Source organism: Nocardia nepalensis (assembly GCF_048910785.1).
In the GTDB taxonomy this organism is placed as follows: domain Bacteria; phylum Actinomycetota; class Actinomycetes; order Mycobacteriales; family Mycobacteriaceae; genus Nocardia; species Nocardia nepalensis.
The window spans coordinates 310,274-328,344 of record NZ_JBKBET010000040.1 but is presented as its reverse complement, the minus strand read 5'-3'; the positions used below and the strand labels follow the sequence as shown (position 1 = coordinate 328,344).

Here is an 18,071-nt window from a genome sequence, read left to right as displayed (position 1 = left end):
CCTGGATGAGATCCCCCCGGACGTCTCGTACCGCGGTGCCGCCGCGTCGGTCGCTGTGCCAGCGGTCCCCTCCTTCCCCCTTTGCTCGCTACCACCTGAACTGGCGAGTGGGCTGGCTGCGAACACCCTACCGAACCGCGCTGCGTCGCGTCTACCAGCGGATCGGAAGTGGGCGAGACGAACTGGGCTACTTCGTGACGACCTTGGCGATGGTTGGGACCATCTTGTCGATCAACACATTCGTGGACTGGTCTGTCCAGACCTGGAAGGCTTGGACGGTCGCCGGGTCATCGACGACCACCAGCTTGGCGGAGCTGTTCAAGATGCCGTACGGCAATCCACGCAGGCCGCCGTTGCCTGCCTCGCTGTCGGACCGCAGGATGATGACGACCTCGGTATCGATGTCGGTCGAGTAGGTATTGACCGAGAGCGGCCGTGGGGACTTCTCCTCCCCGACGGCCTTGTATTTCGTGCTGTACCTGAACCCGATGTCCTGCAGGAACTTTGACTGGGCGCTGGGATTCAGTGCGACCGAGAGGGTCGCATTGCCGAAGTTGAACGCGGTGACGGTCTTACCGTCGAATTGCGGATGGCTGCTGCGTACGTCGGCCAGTTTGTCCCGATTGTCGCCGGCGCCGCTGCCGCTATCCCGATTGGTGAGGAAAAATGTGCCTGCGGCGACAGCGGTGGCGACCACCAGGGCGATGATCGCGGGAATGAGAAACCTGCGGGCGCCGGATCGTTTCTCCGCGCCGCCATTTCGCATGGTTGCCACCAGGCTCTGATCAGTGTTTTCCCCGTACCCCTGTGAGTATCCGGTGTTCGGATGCGCGTTGTATGCGGCGACCGGCGTGCGGGGATCCGTGCCATGCGTGGGGATTGGGGTGCTGGGATTTGTGCTGTACCCGGAGATGGGCATGCGAGCGTCGGTCACATACCCGGTGTCGGGAGCCCGGAACTGGGTCCCGTACAGTGCGGCCTCTGCCGCCTGGGTGAACTCGCGGCAGGTGCTGTAGCGCTGTGCCGGGTCCTTGGCCATCACCTTCTCGATCACCGCGTCGAGTGCGGCGGGCAGACCGGGCCGGACCGCGCTCAGCTTCGGCGGTGGCTCATGCAGGTGCCCCATCATGACCACGGCAGGCATGGTCGACGGATACGGGTTCTGCCCGGTCAACAGCTTGAAGAACGAGCAGCCGAGGCTATAGATGTCGGCACGGTTGTCCAGGCTGGTGCCGACCAGTTGCTCAGGCGGTGCATAGGCGACCGTGGCCATGAAATTGCCGGTCGCCGTGAGGTCTTGGCCGTCCTCGGCGGACTTCGCGACGCCGAAGTCGGTCAGCAGTACGCGCTCCTCGTCACCCTCTTCGGCAGCGGAGAGCAAGAAGTTGGCTGGCTTCACATCGCGGTGCAGCAGCCCGCGCCGATGGGCGTAATCGAGGCCCTTGCCGACCTCGGAGACGATCCGCAGCGCTCGTTGCGGGGTCATCACCGTCGGGCCCTTCTTGGCCTCGTCTGCGGCATCGACGCCATCGACGTACTGCATGGCAATCCAGAGCTGACCGGCCTCCTCGCCACGGTTGTAGACCGCGACGATATTCGGATGATCGAGTCCGGCAGCGAGATTCGCCTCGCGCTCGAACCGCGCACGGAATTCGTCGTCGGTGGACAGATCGGCGCTGAGGACCTTCAGGGCGTCACGGCGGGGAAGGATGGGATTCTGCGCCAGGTACACAGTGCCCATGCCGCCGCTGCCGAGAATCTGCAGCACCCGGTAGCCGCCAACGATTGCGCCGGGCCGCAACGCCATTCGGTCCTCCTCAACGATGTCGAACGCCCGGACATGCGAGCCTCCGGGGAAAATCTAGCAAGTCGCCACTGGGTATTCGACTCACATCTCATCTGCTCGTGAGTAGTGCGTACTGCGCGGAGACCTTCTGATGGAGGTCCTGGAGTTGCTTCGCGAAGGCCTGCACCACGTATCGGTCGACCTGAAAGACGCAGATATTCATGACTACGGTCTGATTCTCGCCGGACCCGGCCGTATCCGCGTAGCACTCGATGCGGTCACCCAGTCCGGACGGGGCGTTCACTATTTTCTCGTTCGGATCCAGATGCTTGGACGGCTGCCACTCCTGCCACAGGACGTCCGCGTCCTTGCCGGACCTACTCTGAAATACCACCGCGTCGCCGAACGAGACCAGATCGACCCCACCCTTCTCGAGTGTTGTCATCGAAGTCGGCGCTGCCTTCAATAGGCTTACTGCTCCCCGGCCCTCATAGAGGCCGTCCGGCTCGCCTCGCAGCGGCGACTCGGGATTGCTCGGCAGGGTCCGCCCCAGGAGCCCAGGAGGATCCAACGGAATGTGCTGGAGTTCGCCCGCCGGTGTCGGGTGGAATTTGTCGAGCAAGGGGATCTGCGCGTCGAGCATCCGCTCTACCTGTGAGGTCAACGCAGGAAGATCGGGCGCCGAAGTGTCGTCGACGACCTTGATGAAGATGACATACCGGTCGTGCACCGTCCACGAGCCGATCGAGGAGATATCCGGTCGCCAGTGCGCGGTTGTGTTCGGATGCTTGGTGATCGGAACCGGCTGATTGTCTCGGTTGTAGGTGAAGTCGTCGTGCTCTAGCGTCGGGCCCACGGTTTTTGCGGTCTGGGCGTCGGGAAACAACAGAACCGCGATATTCATGGTCCGCCGCTTGTCTTCCTGCCCGCCGCCGGTCGACCAGGCGTTCACCCAACCTGCGGTCAGGTCCTTGGCCACATCATCGAACGTGTCGTTGATGACGAGATTTCCCAAAGTCTTTCGGTTGAGCACGATATGCGAGCGCAGCGTCCACGCGTCCTCGACGTAGGTGGGGTCGGCCTCGTAGGGCAATGCCACGAAATCCGCCAGCCGCTGCGCCTCGCGCGCGCGAGCTTGCTTGTCGCTCTTGGCATTACCGATCACGCGCGGTTTTGCCTGGTAGTTGCCGACATCGAGCTTCGACAGGTCGGACTCGACGCGAACCGGTGTTCCGGACACCTCTGTGCCGCAGGCGGAACCGCCGATCGTCAGCGCTGCGGCGCTGAGCAGCACCCATGCAATTCGACCAGGCGCAGATTTCACCGCGAGCTTCATATCCTCCCCTTTGTTCGCGTGGTTCTCGCGGCGGATCGTACTGCACCCATGTCCGACCCTCTAGCTATCGTCCGTGCGCCAGCAGCTTGTATTGCGCGGCAGCTTCCTGATAGAGCTGCTGCACATTCTTGTTCTCGATCCGCGCCACGTAGCGGTCGTATGCGAGGTAGCAGACCGGCGGATAGCGGCCGGTATTCCCCTTCGGGTCTTTGATGTCGAAGCATTTCACGCCGGGCATGTGCGGGGGCGGATCGATTGCCTTGTATGCCTTGGATTCCTGATCGATGAAGGCCGCGATCAAGCGCTCCGCGCTGTTGCTATCGCGGGTGCGATACACCCGGTCGTCGGAGAAGGTGACCAGATCGACACCGGCGTCCTCGAATGCGGCTTTGGCGAGATTCGGGTAGTACTCGGTGTGCAACGCGGCGTGCTTCGACAGCGCCATCGACAGATCACCGTCATTGCGGTCCGGGTTCTCCATCAGCAATGTCCTGCTGAGTAGGCCGTCGACGTCGAGGGGGAGCGACTGGAGTTGGTCGATCGGCGTCGGGGTGTAGCCCTTCAGCCCTTCGATCTGCTTACTGAAGGCCCGCTGTGCCAAGTCGGTGAGCTTTGCGGTGTCGGCGGGTTCGGTCACCGGGTCCTCGATGCGAACGAGTAACAAGATCGAGTCCTGGATCAGTTGCGCGTCGAGATACCGCCTGCTCGATGCCCACTTGGCCCGGGCCGCAGGGAAACCGGGAATCGCGATGGGTTCGCCGGGCACCTTCTCTTGCTGTCGGTCGGCGATTCGGGTGGCTGCCGCGGTGGCCTGTGCGGTGTCCTGGAAGCGCAGCGCGTACATACCCAAAGCGCTACCGAGACCCCAGGAATCGCGACGCTGCCCGCGGGTGTACCAGCCCGCGACAAGTCCGGGGGTCAGGTCGTTGAAGTCCTTCTTGTCCACCGAGGGCAGCTCTGCCGGATCGGCAGGAGTCAAACGTCGTTCCCAGTAAATGGTCGGCTTGAACGCCAGTCTTCCGTCGACGTCCGCGGCAAGCGGCAGCACATTGCCGAGTCGGGCGGCTTCGAGCCTCGGTCCGGACAGATTCGTCCGAGATGCTTCGAGGTCCCGTGGCACAGTCGAGTAATTGCCGGCATCGAGGGTGGCGACATCGATGGAGGGGTTTGCGTCGTGATCATCGCTGCCGCACGCGGCCAATGCGCCGATGGTTGCGGCGAGCACTATGCACAGGTAGCGAGTTCGCATAGTCGGCTCACGCTCCCTTCGCCAGCACCGCATACTGCGCCGCGGCGCGTATGTACAGCGACTTGTCGACACGTGCCGACAGCGGCGCCTTCGAGACCACAACTGCGACATACCGTCCGTAAACCACTGCGCACAATTGGTCGAACTTCCTGAGGTCATCGGTGCTGTCGAGCTTGATGCACTGGACATCGGAAAGGCCGGGTGGCGGATCGAGCACCTCATCGTTCTTTCCGGTCTTGGTCAGCACCGATTGGAGGTGGAATGCGGCGGCCAGATCGCGTGCGCGGTAGACGATTCCACCCCGGCGTCCGACCAAGTCGACTCCGCTTTCTTGGAACGCCTTCGCGACCTCGCTCGGATTCCGCTCGAAATGCAACTCGCCCGCCGGCTGCAACGCGCCGAAATCGTCGTCGGTGTAGAACGGATCGGTGAAATCCGGCGCCTTCGGGATCGCCAGTCGCATGATGCCGTCCGGGTCGAGCGGAACATCCAGCACATCATCGAGCGGCGTCGGCTGCTGTTTGTCCAACTGCTCGATCTGCCGATCGATGGTCTTGCCGAGCACCGTGGATAGCGTTCCTTGATTCGGTTGCGGCACACCGGCATTCGTCAGAATCACATACGGACCGTGGGGCAGGAACGAGACGGCGGCCAGATCGTCGGCCGAGGACGCGCGGGCATCTGCGTGTCCGGCGATCGGAACGGGATGGCGATCCGGTTGGCTATTGGTGATCTGATCGAACTGGTCGGCGGCCTGTCGAGCCGCCGCGTCGGTGGGGAAACGGAGCACCGAAACGATCAGCTTCTTCCGGCTTCGGAGATCGGAGTTGATCGCCGAAATGTACACACCCGCAATGAGGTTGTTATCGACCGCGACGGGACGGTACTTCTCCGGGATGTAGCTCTGGCCGACCATTGAATCGGCGTCATACATGAACTTCAGATTGCCGACATCGGTGATATCGCCATCGATCTCGAACGGATGGACAAGATAGTTGAGCATCCGTTGGGCCTCGAGCGCGCGGATATCACTGGCGCTGCTGACGTCCGGGGCGTATTCGGTCGGTTCGGTCGGGTATACCCCGGTCTTCAAAGTCGCCAGATTCACAGGCGTCAGGCCCGGACCCGGATGCCCCGTCACACTCCCAGCACAACTCGCGCTCGCCACGCTCATCGTGGCGAGCAGCGCCACGAATCCGCCTCTGAACCTCATACTTCCCCCGTTCCCTCTCCCCATTCGCATACTTCCCGCGGGATCCTACTCGACGCAAGCCGTCAGCACCGGGGGCAAGTTTGCCGGTCGAAGGCTAACTGCCGTAGGCCAGCAGCTTGTACTGTGCCGCGAGCTTCTGGTCGAGGTCTTGGCGCTGGTTGGCGGTGATGGTGGCTACGTAGCGGTCATACGGGAGGTAGCAGATGAATTCGACGAGGCTGCGGGACTTGGTCGCGTCGTTGTCGAGCTTCTTCGAGCATTTGGCGGTGGGTAGGCCGGGTGGGCTGTCGGCGGTTTCGAAGAGGCCGGTGAGTTGGTCGAGGAAGCTGGCGGTGAGTCTGCTTGCGGCGGCGGGGTCGGCGGTGCGGTAGATCGAGGAGTCGCTGTGGGCGATCAGGTCGACCTCGGCGTCGTCGAATGCGCGCTTGGTGATGTCGGGACGTTCCTCGAGGTGCAGGGCGGCGTGTGGGGTGTAGGCGCCGGTGATGTCGGCGTACCCCGCCGACGGTTGGTTCGGCAGGGTGCGGGAGACGAGGCCGTCGATGTCGGCGGGTTCCTGTGCGACCTTGTCGGAGGGTGTCGGGGTGTAGCCCTTCAGCAGTTCGAATTGTTTGTCGAAGAGCTTCTTGGTGAAGTCGATCAGCGGGGCCGGATCCGGTGGGGTCGCGAGACCGTTGCCGACGTAGGTGTAGAGCAGGTAGTCGTCCTGTGCGAGCCAGGTTTGGACGGCATCGTATTGGCTCAGTGCGGATTTGGCGTTCGGGTAGCCGGGAATCGCCAATTGCCCTTTTCTGGAGTATTTGTCGTTCTTCTCGTTGGAGAACACGTCCATGGCGGTCTTCGCCTGCGCGTGGTTCGAGAACCGCAGGAGCGTGAGGTCGATATTCAGCCCGAGCGAATTGTCCTTCCGCCGATGTCCGGACGTGGTCCAACCCGCGACCAGGCCGGGTGCCGCCTGGGAGAAGTTGTCGACGGATCCGCCGAGCCAGCCGTTTCGCGGCGGATTCTGCGGAGTGAACGGATGTAAGTAGAAGGGGCGGTGGTTGTAGATCAGGCGATTGTCCAGGTCCATCATCAGCGGCACGAATTCGGCCAGCCGGATGGACTCCTGTACCGCACCGGTTTCGGTGCTCCGCTGCTTATCGATATCGCGCGGCGTGGTCGGGTAGTTTCCGGCCTCCAGCTTCGACACATCCACCGTGGGGGCGGGGTCGTCGGATCCGCCGCAGGCCGCGGTCATCGCGAGTGCGGCGACTATTCCGAGGCAGAACAAGCCGTTTCGGTATCGAAGGTTCATCGGTGCGCTCACTGGGTCTCGGCCAGGATCGAATACTGTGCGGCGGTTGCCTGGTACAGCGCCGGGTCGAATTGCCCGATGCCCTGCCCGCCGGAACCGAGCACCGCGACGTAGCGTTCGTGCACGAGGATGCACAGATATCGGCTGTGAAAGATCGGTTCCGATTCGTCCAGCTTCAGGCAGCGCGCGTCCGCGAGACCCGTTGGGCTGCTGATCGTCTCGTCATCCTTGCCCAGCTTCGCCAACGCGTTCTGCAGCCGGAACGCGGCCGCGAGGTCACGGGTGCGATAGAGAATCGACTGATTCTGTGCGACGAGGTCGGTACCGGCTTCCTGCAGCGTCCGCTTCAGATCGGGGCCGTTGCGCTCGAAGTGCAGCTGCCCGATGCCCTCATAGACGCCGACGTATTTGTCCCGCGCGTACTCCCGCGTCTCCTGCGTCGGCGGCAGCGTGCGCCGCATGATCCCGTCGGGGTTCAGCGGCAGGTCGAGGATGTCGTCCACCGGTGTCGGAACCAGGCTGTCCAGCTTGGGGAGCTGCAGGTCCAGCATCTTCTTGAATTGCGTCCCAAGTGCTTTCGGGTCCGATTCCGGCATGGTGACCATGCTGAGCAGAACGAACGGACCGTGCGCGAGGAAGACGTAGCCCTTCTTATCGTTGTCCGACGAGGCCCGGATATCTGGATAGCCGTCGATCGATACCGGGTGCCGCCCCGGCTTGAACTGATCGGTTGTCTGATCGAGTTCCATTGCCGCCGTTCGTGCCGCGGCATCCGACGGGAAGCGAAGTATCGAGATGGCCAGATTCTTGATGCTGCGCAGACTGTCGTTGGACCGCTGGGTGTACACCCCGGCGATCAAATGGTTGCGCTCGACGACCGGCAGGTACTGCCCGGGCAGCACGCCGATCAACCCGTCGTCGAAGATCGAGGTGGTCGCCTCGACCAGACGGGTGTCGACGAGATGGCCGACGTCGCTGTCGACGTCGTAGGGCAGCACCAAATAACTCAGCATGCGCCGGGATTCGATGCGGAAGACATCGTCCTTTTCGAAGCCGTCGATGGTGTAGTCCTGCGGCGCGGACGGATACGGCCCGATATTGAGACTCTTCGGATCCACCGTGGTCATGCCGGGTCCGGCGTGACCGGAAACCTCGGTGGCGCAGCCCCCAACGAGCATCGCCAATGTCGTGGCGATCGATGCTGTTCGAAGTTTCGATTTCCCGTCGGCTCTCACGCGTCCCACCCGTCCGTTCGCGTTCCTCCGGGCGGATCCTACTTCACCTGGCCTCGCGCACCGGTATCAGCTTTTCCAGAAGCACTGCTTCCGAACCTGCGAATTAGTTGCGAACGGCACGAACGGTTTGAGGTCGTCGATGACGGTCGCGGTGAAGTCGAGACCGAGTTGGACGCGCTGTGTCAGAAGCTGTTGGCCAACAGCGCGTACTGCGCGCTCACCTTCTGCCGCACATCCGGCTCCCTATCACTGGTGACCACACCGACATACCGCTTGTACGCCACGTAGCAGCGGTATTTGTACTGCCGGTCCGGATCGCCTTTGCTATTGAGCTGCAAGCATTTCGCGCCCGGCACATCCTTGGGGGCGTCGAGCGGGTCGAAGGTGTCGCGCACCTCGGCCATCAGTCCCTCGATGAACTTCTGCGCGGCCGGATAGTCGCGGACCCGGGTGACCGAACCGTTGTCGACGACGGCGAATCGCTCCACCCCGACCTCGTCCACCAGCTTCTGGGTCTTGGTCTGGTCCTCGGCCGATTGGACGAAATAACTGGGTCCGTAGACCGCGAAGTTATCGGCATTCGGGCTGTGACCGCGACGATCGGCGACCACCACGCGCGCGAGCATGCCCTCCGGATCGACCTTCAGGTTGTTCAACTGGTCCTTCGGTGTGGCCTGGAATTTGTCCAGCGCGGGCACCTGGGCGTCGAGCGTCTTCTCGACCCAGTTCAGCAGGTCCGGACCGTCCGCGCGCGGGCGTCCGACGAACAGCGAGATGACGAACTCCTTGTGCGCCATGAAGGTTCCGATATTGGCGATGCCGGGGCGCCAATGGATATAGGCATCCGGGTATTTGTTCGACGGCAATTTGCGGTTGTCGGGGGAGATGTTGATATCGGCATCTTCGAGTTCGCGGGCGGCGATTTTCGCGGTGGCCTCGTCCGGGAACCGGAATACGACATTGGTGATCGCGGTGGTGTCGGCCGACGGCCGGGTTTGACCGGCCGGATCGGGCTTATCCGATCCGCTGCTGGCATATCCGGTGAGGAAGTTGCGGTTCACCAGCACCGGCCTGGACGCGGATGCGACATGCTCGACGGCATCGTCGATGCTGCTGAGAACCTTGCCTTCGCGTCCGTAATTGAGCGACGGGTCGATCTTCGTGGTCCCGACCACGGCCTCGGACATGCGCATGCCCTCGAGCAGTGCCCCGTTCGAGCCCGCGGACTGGTCGTAGGTGTGCCGATCGACCGGATAGGTGCCGACCTCCAGTTTGCGCACGTCCTGTTCCGCCGCCAGCGGCGTGCCCTGGACGCCGCTGCATCCGGCCAGCACCCCTGCCAAGGCGATGCAAGCCACGGCAAACGCGATACGCGAAGTCCTGACCATGACAGACCCCTTGTCCTCCCGTTGTGCATCTGAAGTTACCGGACGGACGCCGGGCAGGGGGGCCTATGAGGTGTGGATTGCAATACCCTTGGGTGTGTGACGACAACCCTGCGATGCCTATCCATAGGAGGCCGATAGCGTTGAAGGATCGGCAGGTTGAGGTTGTCGCCGGAAATCACGCCGTCGCCCGGGTCGCGGGCGCGGTGGTGCTCGTCGCGCATCGCGGGCGGGCGCGACTGACTCCGGATTCACCCGCCGTCGTCGCACTGGAATCACTGGCCGAACTCGTCCGCGAGGCCGCCGAACAGCAGCCCGACGGCCCTGGCGCGCTGGTCGCGCGCGCTGCAACCCGCTGGCTCATGAAACATGCCGAGCAGATCAGTCCCGGCGAGCCGATCGATCTCGGCATCCTGTCCGCGGCCGAGACCGGCGGGGTGGCGATCTTCCTGCACGGCGCGATCACCGCGGTGCTGGCCGGTGACTCGGCGCTCGAGCGCTACCGGGGCAGCGATGCCGCCTTCACGGTGGATCGGGTGGCGACGGTGCCCGCGCGGGCGGTCGCGTTATACGTCGACGACCCCAACGGCCGCATTCCAGAGCTGCCCGCCGAGCGGGGGATCGGCTGGCTGGTGGAGGGGATAGCGCAGGCGGGCGGCGCGATCGTCTGGTCCGACGCGGTGCGCGGCAGGTTCGCATCGGCGCCATCCGAGGCCGCGCATCGACCGCCGCCGCGGACCGCCCGCATCGATTCCGGCCCGACCCAGCGCCCGGAACCCGAACTGCAGCTGACCGAGACCCGGGCCTCGACCGCGATGCTCGATTCGGTCCAGGACCAGCAATCGGTCGACCCGCATCAGGCGCCGACCCAGATGGGCGGCACCAACCCGGCCCCGCGTCCCGATCCGGATCTGCAGCGTCGGCTCGAGGCCACGGCCAAGGCCACCGCGCTGACGGTCAAGGTGATGGGATTCAAGTGCGCGCGAGCACATCCCAGCGATCCGCGCTCGGCCTTCTGCACGGTGTGCGGGATGCCGGTGGATCAGACGCAGCAGTTGATCGAGGTGGTTCGCCCGCCGCTCGGCATGCTGGTCCTCGATGACGGCATGACCTACATGCTGGCCGCGGATGCGGTCCTCGGTCGCGATCCGGAGCATTCCGAACAGGCGCGCCGCGGCATGGTGCCGCTGAAGGTCGAGGACTCCTCCGGCGGCATGTCCCGCGCGCACGCCGAGGTCCTGCTGGTGAATTGGGATGTGTCCCTGGTGGATCGGGGTTCCACCAACGGCACCCGCACCCGACTGCCCGGTTACCGCGATTGGATCCGCCTGACACCCCACCAGCCGATGGTGCTGATGCCGGGCACCGAGGTCATGATCGGCAACCGGGTGCTGCGGTACGAGCCCGCCGCCCCGCCGCCGTTCGGTTAGGAATACCGCGAGGTGCAGGTGTGCTCGCCATTGAGCACCCCGGCGCGGAACGCGTCGACCCGGGAGAACCCGCTCGGCACGGTCTTGCCCTCGGCATCGCTGGCCGCGAGCCCGTCGGCCAACAGTCCGGAGACCGCCTCGTCGAGATCGCCTGCGGCCAAGACGATATCGCCCTGCGACTGGGTCCGACCTGGTTGCGCGAGCTTGCCGGTGACCACACCCGACAGACAGGCCGCGCGCAGTCCGGTCTTCGCGCCGATGAGCTTCTGGCCGTTGCTCTGCTGCACGGCAAGGGTGTAGCGCGAGATGAACACGACGTACCCGTTGTAGTCGCCGGTTACCTTGAGCGGCAACGGATCTTTGTCGTCGGCATTGGAGGTGCCGCGCTGGGCGAGTGCGGGCACATCGGTCGCGATGGTGTTCTTGGCGGGACAATAGGAAACCGGCGGGGTGGCGATGCCGTTCTTGCAGTCGATCTTCGCGCCGGAGTAGTCGTAGGTCGGCTCTTGTTTAAGCGGCAGGATCGCGGCGAGGGCCTTGCTGAGCTCGATCAGGCTGTCCTTATCGATCGGATTCTCACCGTGGCCGGGATCGTCCCTGAAGCTCTGCGGCAAATTGCCGCGGCGGCGCGAGATCTCGTTCATATCAATGGCCTTGCAGGCCTTCGGCCCGTCGGTGAAGCCGATCTGCACGGCCGTGACGCGCTCGAATGCCGAACCGTGCACACTCTCGGGATCATCGGGATTGGAATCCCGAATCGCGACCGTCGCGGCCAGCACCGAGTTCAGGCCGTCGGAGGTGTTGATGGTGAAGTGTTTCGATTTGCCTTCGGCCACATGACGAATGAACGCACCCGAGAAACAGTCCGCCTGCTGTTCCTTGACGATCACCGGATCCTTCGTCTGCACGATTTTGGCCAGCGTTTGGATGGCGTGCCCGTATTCATGGGCCAGCACCATGATCACCGCCATCTTGCCGAAGGTGTCCTCGATCGTCGGCAACAGCACCGACCGGTCCCAGCCGATGGAGTTGTCCAGTCGGCAGTAGGCGGCGTTCACCAGGTGATAGGTGGATTCCTTGCAGAATTCGAGCGCCTGACTGCGCGGCGCCTTCGCGCTCCAGGAGATCAGCTTGTCGACCGGTTTGAACTCGCCGTCGAAGTCCTTGCTGTATTCGGCGCGCCAATAGGTCTGAATATCCTCGATCGCATTGAGCGCCAAGGCGTCCACCTCACCGCTGTCGCCGTTGATCGCGGTGAGCGAGGTATCGGGGACGCCGGGGCGCGGTCCGCTCGGACCGCTCGTGGTGGGCAGTCCGGCGACCTTGAACGGATCGTCGTACACCGAAACCGCTCGACCGCTCACCGCACGAGTACAGCCCGCCAACATTACGATTACGCATAGCGCTGCGGCAATGACTGCGGTCGCTCGGAGTTTCGGCAAGGCTCCCCCTAGTCGGCCGGTAGCGCGTTCATAACGGTCGCCGGATCGGGGCAATAGGCGCATCGGGGGCACCGCCGAAGTCCGGGTGATGGAATAGTATCCGCTGCATGTCTTCACCGGGGGCGCAGACCATCACCGTGCGCCATGATGGAACCGAACGGGTCTTCGATTCGAATCAACAGGTCACGATGGGCCGCGCACCGGAAGTGACGCTGTTCGTGGACAGCCCGCTGGTCTCGCGAGTGCACGCGACGCTCGCCTGGCAGGGGAACAGCTGGGTACTCACCGACAATGGCAGCACCAACGGCGTTTTCGTGGATGCTCGACGATTGAGTCAGCCGGTGCCGATCACCCGGCCGACGCAGGTGCGTCTCGGTGATGCGATCAGTGGTCCGCTACTGCATCTGCTGCCCGCGGCGCAGTCGTCGCGGCCGCGCGCTCCGATTGCGCAGCCGCCCGCGTCGCAGCAGCAGTCGTCGGTGCCGCCGGGGTATCAGCATCCGCGACGGACACCGCAGACACCACCACCGTCCCAGCAGCGTCCGCAACAGCAACGGCCGGAACACCCACAGCCGCCTTCGCAGCCGCAACCCCAGCAACCACCGCCCGCCCAGCCGCAGCAGCCGAACGTCAATATGACCTTCAAGGCCGATACCTCGATGCTGCCGCCGGTCCGCTCGCGTCCGTCCACCGCCCCGGTCGCCAGGGCCGACCGCCTGCCGCCCGGCGGACTCGGTATCGGTCGCACCTCCGACAACCAGATCGTCGTCAACGATCCGCTGGCCTCGCGCAAGCACGCCCGCCTGGTCGCGGCCTCCGAGGGCCTGACCATCGAGGACCTGGGCTCGGCCAACGGCACCTTCGTCAACGGTCATCGCGAGCAGCGCACGGTGCTGCGCGAGCGCGACATCATCACCATCGGCAATATCGACTTCGTCGTCCAGCAGGGCACTTTGGTGCATCGGCAGAAGCCGGTCGCCGAACAGGGCCTGCACGTGCACGGCGTCGGCTTCACCGTCGAGGGCAATAAGCAGCTGCTCGTCGATGTCAATATGCAGGCGGGGCGGGGCACGCTCACCGCGCTCATCGGTCCGTCGGGCGCGGGCAAGTCGACGCTGTCGAAATTGATCGCGGGCACCACCCACCCCTCCGGCGGTGTGGTCACCTTCGAGGGCCGCAACCTGCACGCCGAATACGAGGCGCTGCGCTCCCGCATCGGCATGGTGCCGCAGGACGATGTGCTGCACCGTCAGCTGACCGTGCGCCAGGCCCTCGGCTATGCCGCCGAACTGCGGCTGCCGCCGGACAACTCGAAGGCCGACCGGCAGAAGGTGATCGACGGTGTGCTGAAAGAACTTTCGCTCACCGAACACGCCGACACCAGGGTCGACCGGCTCTCCGGCGGTCAGCGCAAGCGCGCGTCGGTGGCACTGGAACTGCTCACCGGTCCGTCGCTGCTGATCCTGGACGAGCCGACCTCGGGTCTGGATCCGGCGCTGGACCGTCAGGTGATGGTGATGCTGCGCGAACTGGCCGATGCCGGGCGCACCGTCATTGTCGTAACCCATTCGGTGGCTTGCCTTGACATGTGCGATCAGGTGCTGCTGCTCGCCCCTGGCGGCAAGACGGCCTTCTGCGGACATCCGGCCAGCGTCGGCGCGGCCATGGGCACCAGCGACTGGGCCGAGATCTTCGGTCGAGTGGCCGCCAACCCGGATCAGGCGTTCGCCGCGTATCGGTCCAGGCAGGCGTTCGCGCCACCGCCGCCACCGCCCGCGCCGCCGCGGCCGGGATCGGCGGGCAGTCCACCGCAGTCCGGGCGCGGCAAACAGTTCTCCACCTTGGCGCGGCGGCAGGTGCGGTTGATCTTCGCGGATCGCGGCTACCTCGCGTTCCTGGTGATCCTGCCGTTCATCCTCGGTGCGTTGTCACTGGTGGTGCCGGGCAGTAATGGTTTCCAATCGGGTCCGCTGGAGCAGGTGCAGAGCGGCAACGAGACACTCTTCGTCCCCTCCGGCGGCGGCGAGACACAGCAGCTGCTGGTGGTGTTGATTCTGGGCGCCTGCTTCATGGGTTCCACGCTCACCGTGCGCGATCTGGTCGGCGAGCGCACCATCTTCTATCGCGAGCGCGCGGTCGGGTTGCTGCCGTCGGCCTATCTGCTTGCCAAGATCGCCGTGTTCAGCATTACCGCGTTCCTGCAGGCAGCGGTGCTGGTGGGGATCACGCTGGTCGGCAAGAAGCCGCCGCTCGAAGGTTCGGTGATCCCGAACGGACCGGCCGAGCTGTATCTCGATATCGCCTTGACCGCGGTCTGCTGTGTGGTCTTCGGCCTGCTGCTTTCGAGCCTGGCGAAGTCGAACGAGCAGGTGATGCCGATGCTCGTGGTGATGATCATGGTCCAGCTGGTGATGGCGGGCGGTCTGATCCCGGTGACCAATCGGGTCGTGCTCGAGCAGATCTCGTGGCTGTTCCCGTCGCGCTGGGGATATGCGGCCGGTGCGTCGACGGTAGATATTCGGACACTGTTCGCCAACGCGCAACCCGATGCGCTGTGGAAACACGAGCCGGGTATCTGGTATCTCGATGTCGCCCTGCTCGTCGCGATTACCGCGGTGCTCGCGTTCATCACCTGGCGCCGCCTGCGGCTGCGAAAGTCCACCGCGTGAGCCGCTACTCATCGGGGGTCTATCCGGATGCGGTGAGCATGTCCGTCGCACAGCAGGCACACTTATGCCTGTGACGGTGCGAGTTGGGGCAGTACATCTCGGATGGGATGTGGTGTCCGTTGCCGCAGGCGGCGGTGGGACACCGATCCGCCCGGTACAGGTAGAAGGAACATATACGCCGCCCGCATATCTGCTGGCGGATTCATCGGGCCGGCTGCATACCGCCGGTGTGGAACGGCAGCGGCCGGACCTGGGGATGGCGATCGCCGATGTGCGCGACATCCTCGGACATCCGCAGATCGTGGTGGCCGGTGCGACGTGGCCCGCCGAACTGGTGTTCCGGGCCCGCATGTACAACCCGCTCGCGGCCATCGGCAAATATCTGCGCGGTAAGCCGGATCTGGTGGCCCTGCCCTTCCCGGACGGCTGGCCCGACGCGAAGGTCGATGTATACGTCGAGTTGGTGGAACGGCTGGACGTCACGGTGGAGCCGCTGCCGGAGAGCGTCGCGCTGTCCGGCTACGTGCGCGCGCTGGGGCTGGTGCGCTCGCCGGATGAGCGCAATCCGCGCGGCATCGGCGCGACCGGGGTGTACTCCGACGGGCGGACCGTGCTCGTGGTCGCGGTGCACGGGGACGATGAGCAGCCGACCGAATCCGTCGACGTGCCGGTGACCGCCGAGGCCATGCGCGATGCGCGGTCGGCCGACAATGTGGTGATCGAGGTGATGGCCGCGGCCCGCTCGATCGGCGCGGACACCTCGACGGTGCTGCTTTCGGGCAATGTCTGCTTCAACGACGCATTGCGGCTGGCCTTCCAGAACCATCTCGGACACCGGTTGCACGTGGCCGATCACCCGATGCACGCGCTGGTGCTCGGCGCCTCCCATCTGCTGGTGACCGATAACGAGAACGGGGAGCCCGAGTCGGCGGGTCGGCATGCCGAGCCCGCGCCGTCGCCGGTGTCGCGGGAGCGGCAGGTGGAGTCGGTGCAGCAGCAGGCCGAATCGGCGCAGCAGCAGGCGCTTTCGGCGCAGCGGCAGGTGGAGGCCGCGCAGGCGCAGGCGTTGTCGGCGCAGCGGCAGGCGGAGGCGTTGCAGGGGCGACCTGAGCAGGTGCCGGGTCGACCGGAGCAGCCGCCCGTTCGTTCGGAGCAAGGGCAGGGGCATCCCGAAGCCGCGCAATCGCATGGGCCGGTGGTTCAGTACGGGCCCGGCTATCCGACCGTGCAGCCCTCCGAGCCGACGGGTGAGGAGCCGACCACTCGCGTCAGCCGGGAAGCTCTGCCGCCGAACCTCGCCGAGTTGGGGAGTCGATTCACCCGCCCGCCCGGGCAGTATCCCGATGACCAGCGGACCACCGTGATGGGGCGTTCCCAGGGGCCCGCACCTCAGGGACCCCCGCCGCAAGGGCCCGTGCCGCCGCTCGGGCCGCGCGGTCCCTACCAACCTCCGCAGGGACAAGGTTCCGAGTGGCATGAGCGTCCACGGGAATCGGACGACGACGAGGACAAGCCGCGCAAGGGCAAGCGGTGGGGCAAGTTGTTCGGCGCACAGGCAGTCGCCGGTGCCGCCGCATTGGCCGCGATGGCCGTGCCGTCCGGTGGCGACCGGGTCGAACTGGCCGCCTCGGTCGCGGGTGCGACGCCGGTCTCCTGTCCGTTGACCCCATACGTCACCAATGAACAGCGTGAAGGCATCGCCGCCGCGCGCGGATACGACCAGGGCCTGGTGTCGGAACCGCAAGACTCCGGATACGACGCCGCCGGAGCGGAGTGCGCGCAGCTGAGCGTCGACGTCCCCCGCTATGTGGTGCCCGGCCCGCCCGGCGCCATCGACCACGGTCCGCCGATCGAGATCTGACCGGTTTCATACCGCTGGGGCATCGCTGGTATCGTTGCCCGTTGGCGTGTGAACGCACGTCGAGCCCCGGGTCTCCACCGGCCGCCGGGAACTCGCTCGACCACACGCCGTGGCTGGCAACACCGACTACAGACAGGGAACCACTGTGCCTACGTACAGCCCCAAGGCGGGTGACGTGACCCGTAAGTGGTACGTCATCGACGCCACTGACGTAGTGCTCGGCCGTCTCGCCGTCCAGGCAGCGAATCTGCTGCGCGGCAAGACCAAGCCGACCTACGCGCCGAACTTCGATGGCGGCGACTTCGTCATCATCATCAACGCCGACAAGGTTGCCATCTCCGGTAACAAGAAGTCGGACAAGCTGATCCACCACCACAGCGGACACCCGGGCGGCCTCAAGTCGCGCACTGTCGGTCAGGTGTTGGAGTCGCGTCCCGATCGTCTCGTGGAGAAGGCCGTCAAGGGCATGATCCCGAAGAACAAGCTCGGCAACGCCATCGCGGGCAAGCTGAAGGTCTACGCGGGCCCGACGCATCCGCACGCCGCCCAGCAGCCCATTCCGTTCGAGATCAAGCAGGTGGCCCAGTGACCGCTCCCGAGGAATTCAACGAGGACTACTCTGACGACGCGGTCGTCGAGGACGCCAACGTCGAGGTCGTCGACGAGGAGTACGGCTACGAGTCCGAGCCCGCCACCTTCGCCCCGATCGTGATCGACCGCCCGGTGCAGACCGTCGGTCGACGCAAGGAGGCCGTCGTTCGCGTGCGCCTGCTGCCGGGTACCGGCAACTTCGTGCTGAACGGCCGCACCATCGAGGACTACTTCCCGAACAAGGTGCACCAGCAGCTGGTCAAGTCCCCGCTGGTGACCGTCGAGCGGACCGAGTCCTTCGACATCCACGCGCGTCTCGTCGGCGGCGGCCCCTCGGGCCAGGCCGGTGCGCTGCGCCTGGCCATCGCCCGTGCGCTCATCGAGGTCACCCCGGATGACCGTCCCGCCCTGAAGCGGGCCGGATTCCTCACCCGTGACCCGCGTGCCACCGAGCGCAAGAAGTACGGCCTCAAGAAGGCCCGCAAGGCGCCTCAGTACTCGAAGCGCTGATTTTGGCTGCGTCGGCCGCCGTCTTCCGTCACCCTGGAGGTGTCGGAGACGGTACGGTCGGCGGGGC

The 18,071-nt window shown here is 65.0% G+C and carries 13 protein-coding genes; 5 read left to right on the top strand and 8 right to left on the bottom strand.

All coding sequences use genetic code 11. From position 1 onward, the window contains the following. Positions 1–187: 187 nt before the first annotated feature. The 7 genes from ACHQ4I_RS38925 to ACHQ4I_RS38895 form a co-directional block, all read right to left on the bottom strand. The gene (locus ACHQ4I_RS38925) at positions 188–1,807 is read right to left on the bottom strand and encodes a serine/threonine-protein kinase (RefSeq protein ID WP_420776926.1); all 1,620 of its coding nucleotides are present in this window, start codon (positions 1,805–1,807) and stop codon (positions 188–190) included. A gap of 88 nt (positions 1,808–1,895) precedes the next feature. Then, positions 1,896–3,110, bottom strand: a complete 1,215-nt coding sequence (locus ACHQ4I_RS38920) for a DUF7373 family lipoprotein (RefSeq protein ID WP_420776925.1) — start codon at positions 3,108–3,110, stop codon at positions 1,896–1,898. Between the two features lie 76 nt (positions 3,111–3,186). Further along, a complete protein-coding gene (locus ACHQ4I_RS38915) occupies positions 3,187–4,371 on the bottom strand; it encodes a DUF7373 family lipoprotein (protein WP_420776924.1) in 1,185 nt (394 codons plus the stop codon). 7 nt (positions 4,372–4,378) lie between these two features. Then, positions 4,379–5,584: a DUF7373 family lipoprotein gene (locus tag ACHQ4I_RS38910; protein WP_420776923.1), complete on the bottom strand. Its 1,206-nt coding sequence runs from the start codon at positions 5,582–5,584 to the stop codon at positions 4,379–4,381. Positions 5,585–5,678: 94 nt separating this feature from the next. After that, positions 5,679–6,881: a DUF7373 family lipoprotein gene (locus tag ACHQ4I_RS38905; RefSeq protein WP_420776922.1), complete on the bottom strand. Its 1,203-nt coding sequence runs from the start codon at positions 6,879–6,881 to the stop codon at positions 5,679–5,681. Positions 6,882–6,889: 8 nt separating this feature from the next. Next, a complete protein-coding gene (locus tag ACHQ4I_RS38900) occupies positions 6,890–8,059 on the bottom strand; it encodes a DUF7373 family lipoprotein (protein ID WP_420776921.1) in 1,170 nt (389 codons plus the stop codon). Positions 8,060–8,298: 239 nt separating this feature from the next. Continuing rightward, positions 8,299–9,504: a DUF7373 family lipoprotein gene (locus ACHQ4I_RS38895; RefSeq protein ID WP_420776920.1), complete on the bottom strand. Its 1,206-nt coding sequence runs from the start codon at positions 9,502–9,504 to the stop codon at positions 8,299–8,301. Between the two features lie 140 nt (positions 9,505–9,644). Here ACHQ4I_RS38895 and ACHQ4I_RS38890 point away from each other — a divergent pair, with 140 nt between their 5' ends. Then, positions 9,645–10,931, top strand: coding sequence for an FHA domain-containing protein (locus ACHQ4I_RS38890; protein ID WP_420776919.1), 1,287 nt, complete (start codon positions 9,645–9,647; stop codon positions 10,929–10,931). Here the strand turns inward: ACHQ4I_RS38890 and ACHQ4I_RS38885 are convergent. After that, on the bottom strand, positions 10,928–12,319 hold the full coding sequence (locus ACHQ4I_RS38885; RefSeq protein WP_420776918.1) for a neutral zinc metallopeptidase: 1,392 nt from the start codon (positions 12,317–12,319) through the stop codon (positions 10,928–10,930). The two genes, ACHQ4I_RS38890 and ACHQ4I_RS38885, sit on opposite strands and share 4 nt — an antisense overlap. Before the next feature lie 161 nt (positions 12,320–12,480). Between ACHQ4I_RS38885 and ACHQ4I_RS38880 the strand changes: the two genes are divergently transcribed. The 4 genes from ACHQ4I_RS38880 to rpsI all read left to right on the top strand — a co-directional run bounded on the left by ACHQ4I_RS38880 (position 12,481) and on the right by rpsI (position 18,004). After that, a complete protein-coding gene (locus ACHQ4I_RS38880; protein ID WP_420776917.1) occupies positions 12,481–15,042 on the top strand; it encodes an FHA domain-containing protein in 2,562 nt (853 codons plus the stop codon). Positions 15,043–15,112: 70 nt separating this feature from the next. Next, complete coding sequence (locus tag ACHQ4I_RS38875) at positions 15,113–16,903, top strand: hypothetical protein (RefSeq protein WP_420776916.1); 1,791 nt, start codon at positions 15,113–15,115, stop codon at positions 16,901–16,903. Between the two features lie 145 nt (positions 16,904–17,048). After that, positions 17,049–17,492, top strand: coding sequence for a 50S ribosomal protein L13 (gene rplM / locus ACHQ4I_RS38870; RefSeq protein ID WP_354951732.1), 444 nt, complete (start codon positions 17,049–17,051; stop codon positions 17,490–17,492). After that, positions 17,489–18,004 carry a 30S ribosomal protein S9 gene (gene rpsI / locus ACHQ4I_RS38865; RefSeq protein ID WP_420776915.1) on the top strand — a complete coding sequence of 172 codons (516 nt, stop codon included), beginning with the start codon at positions 17,489–17,491 and terminating at the stop codon, positions 18,002–18,004. Before rplM ends, rpsI begins: the two co-directional genes overlap by 4 nt. Positions 18,005–18,071 lie beyond the last annotated feature (67 nt).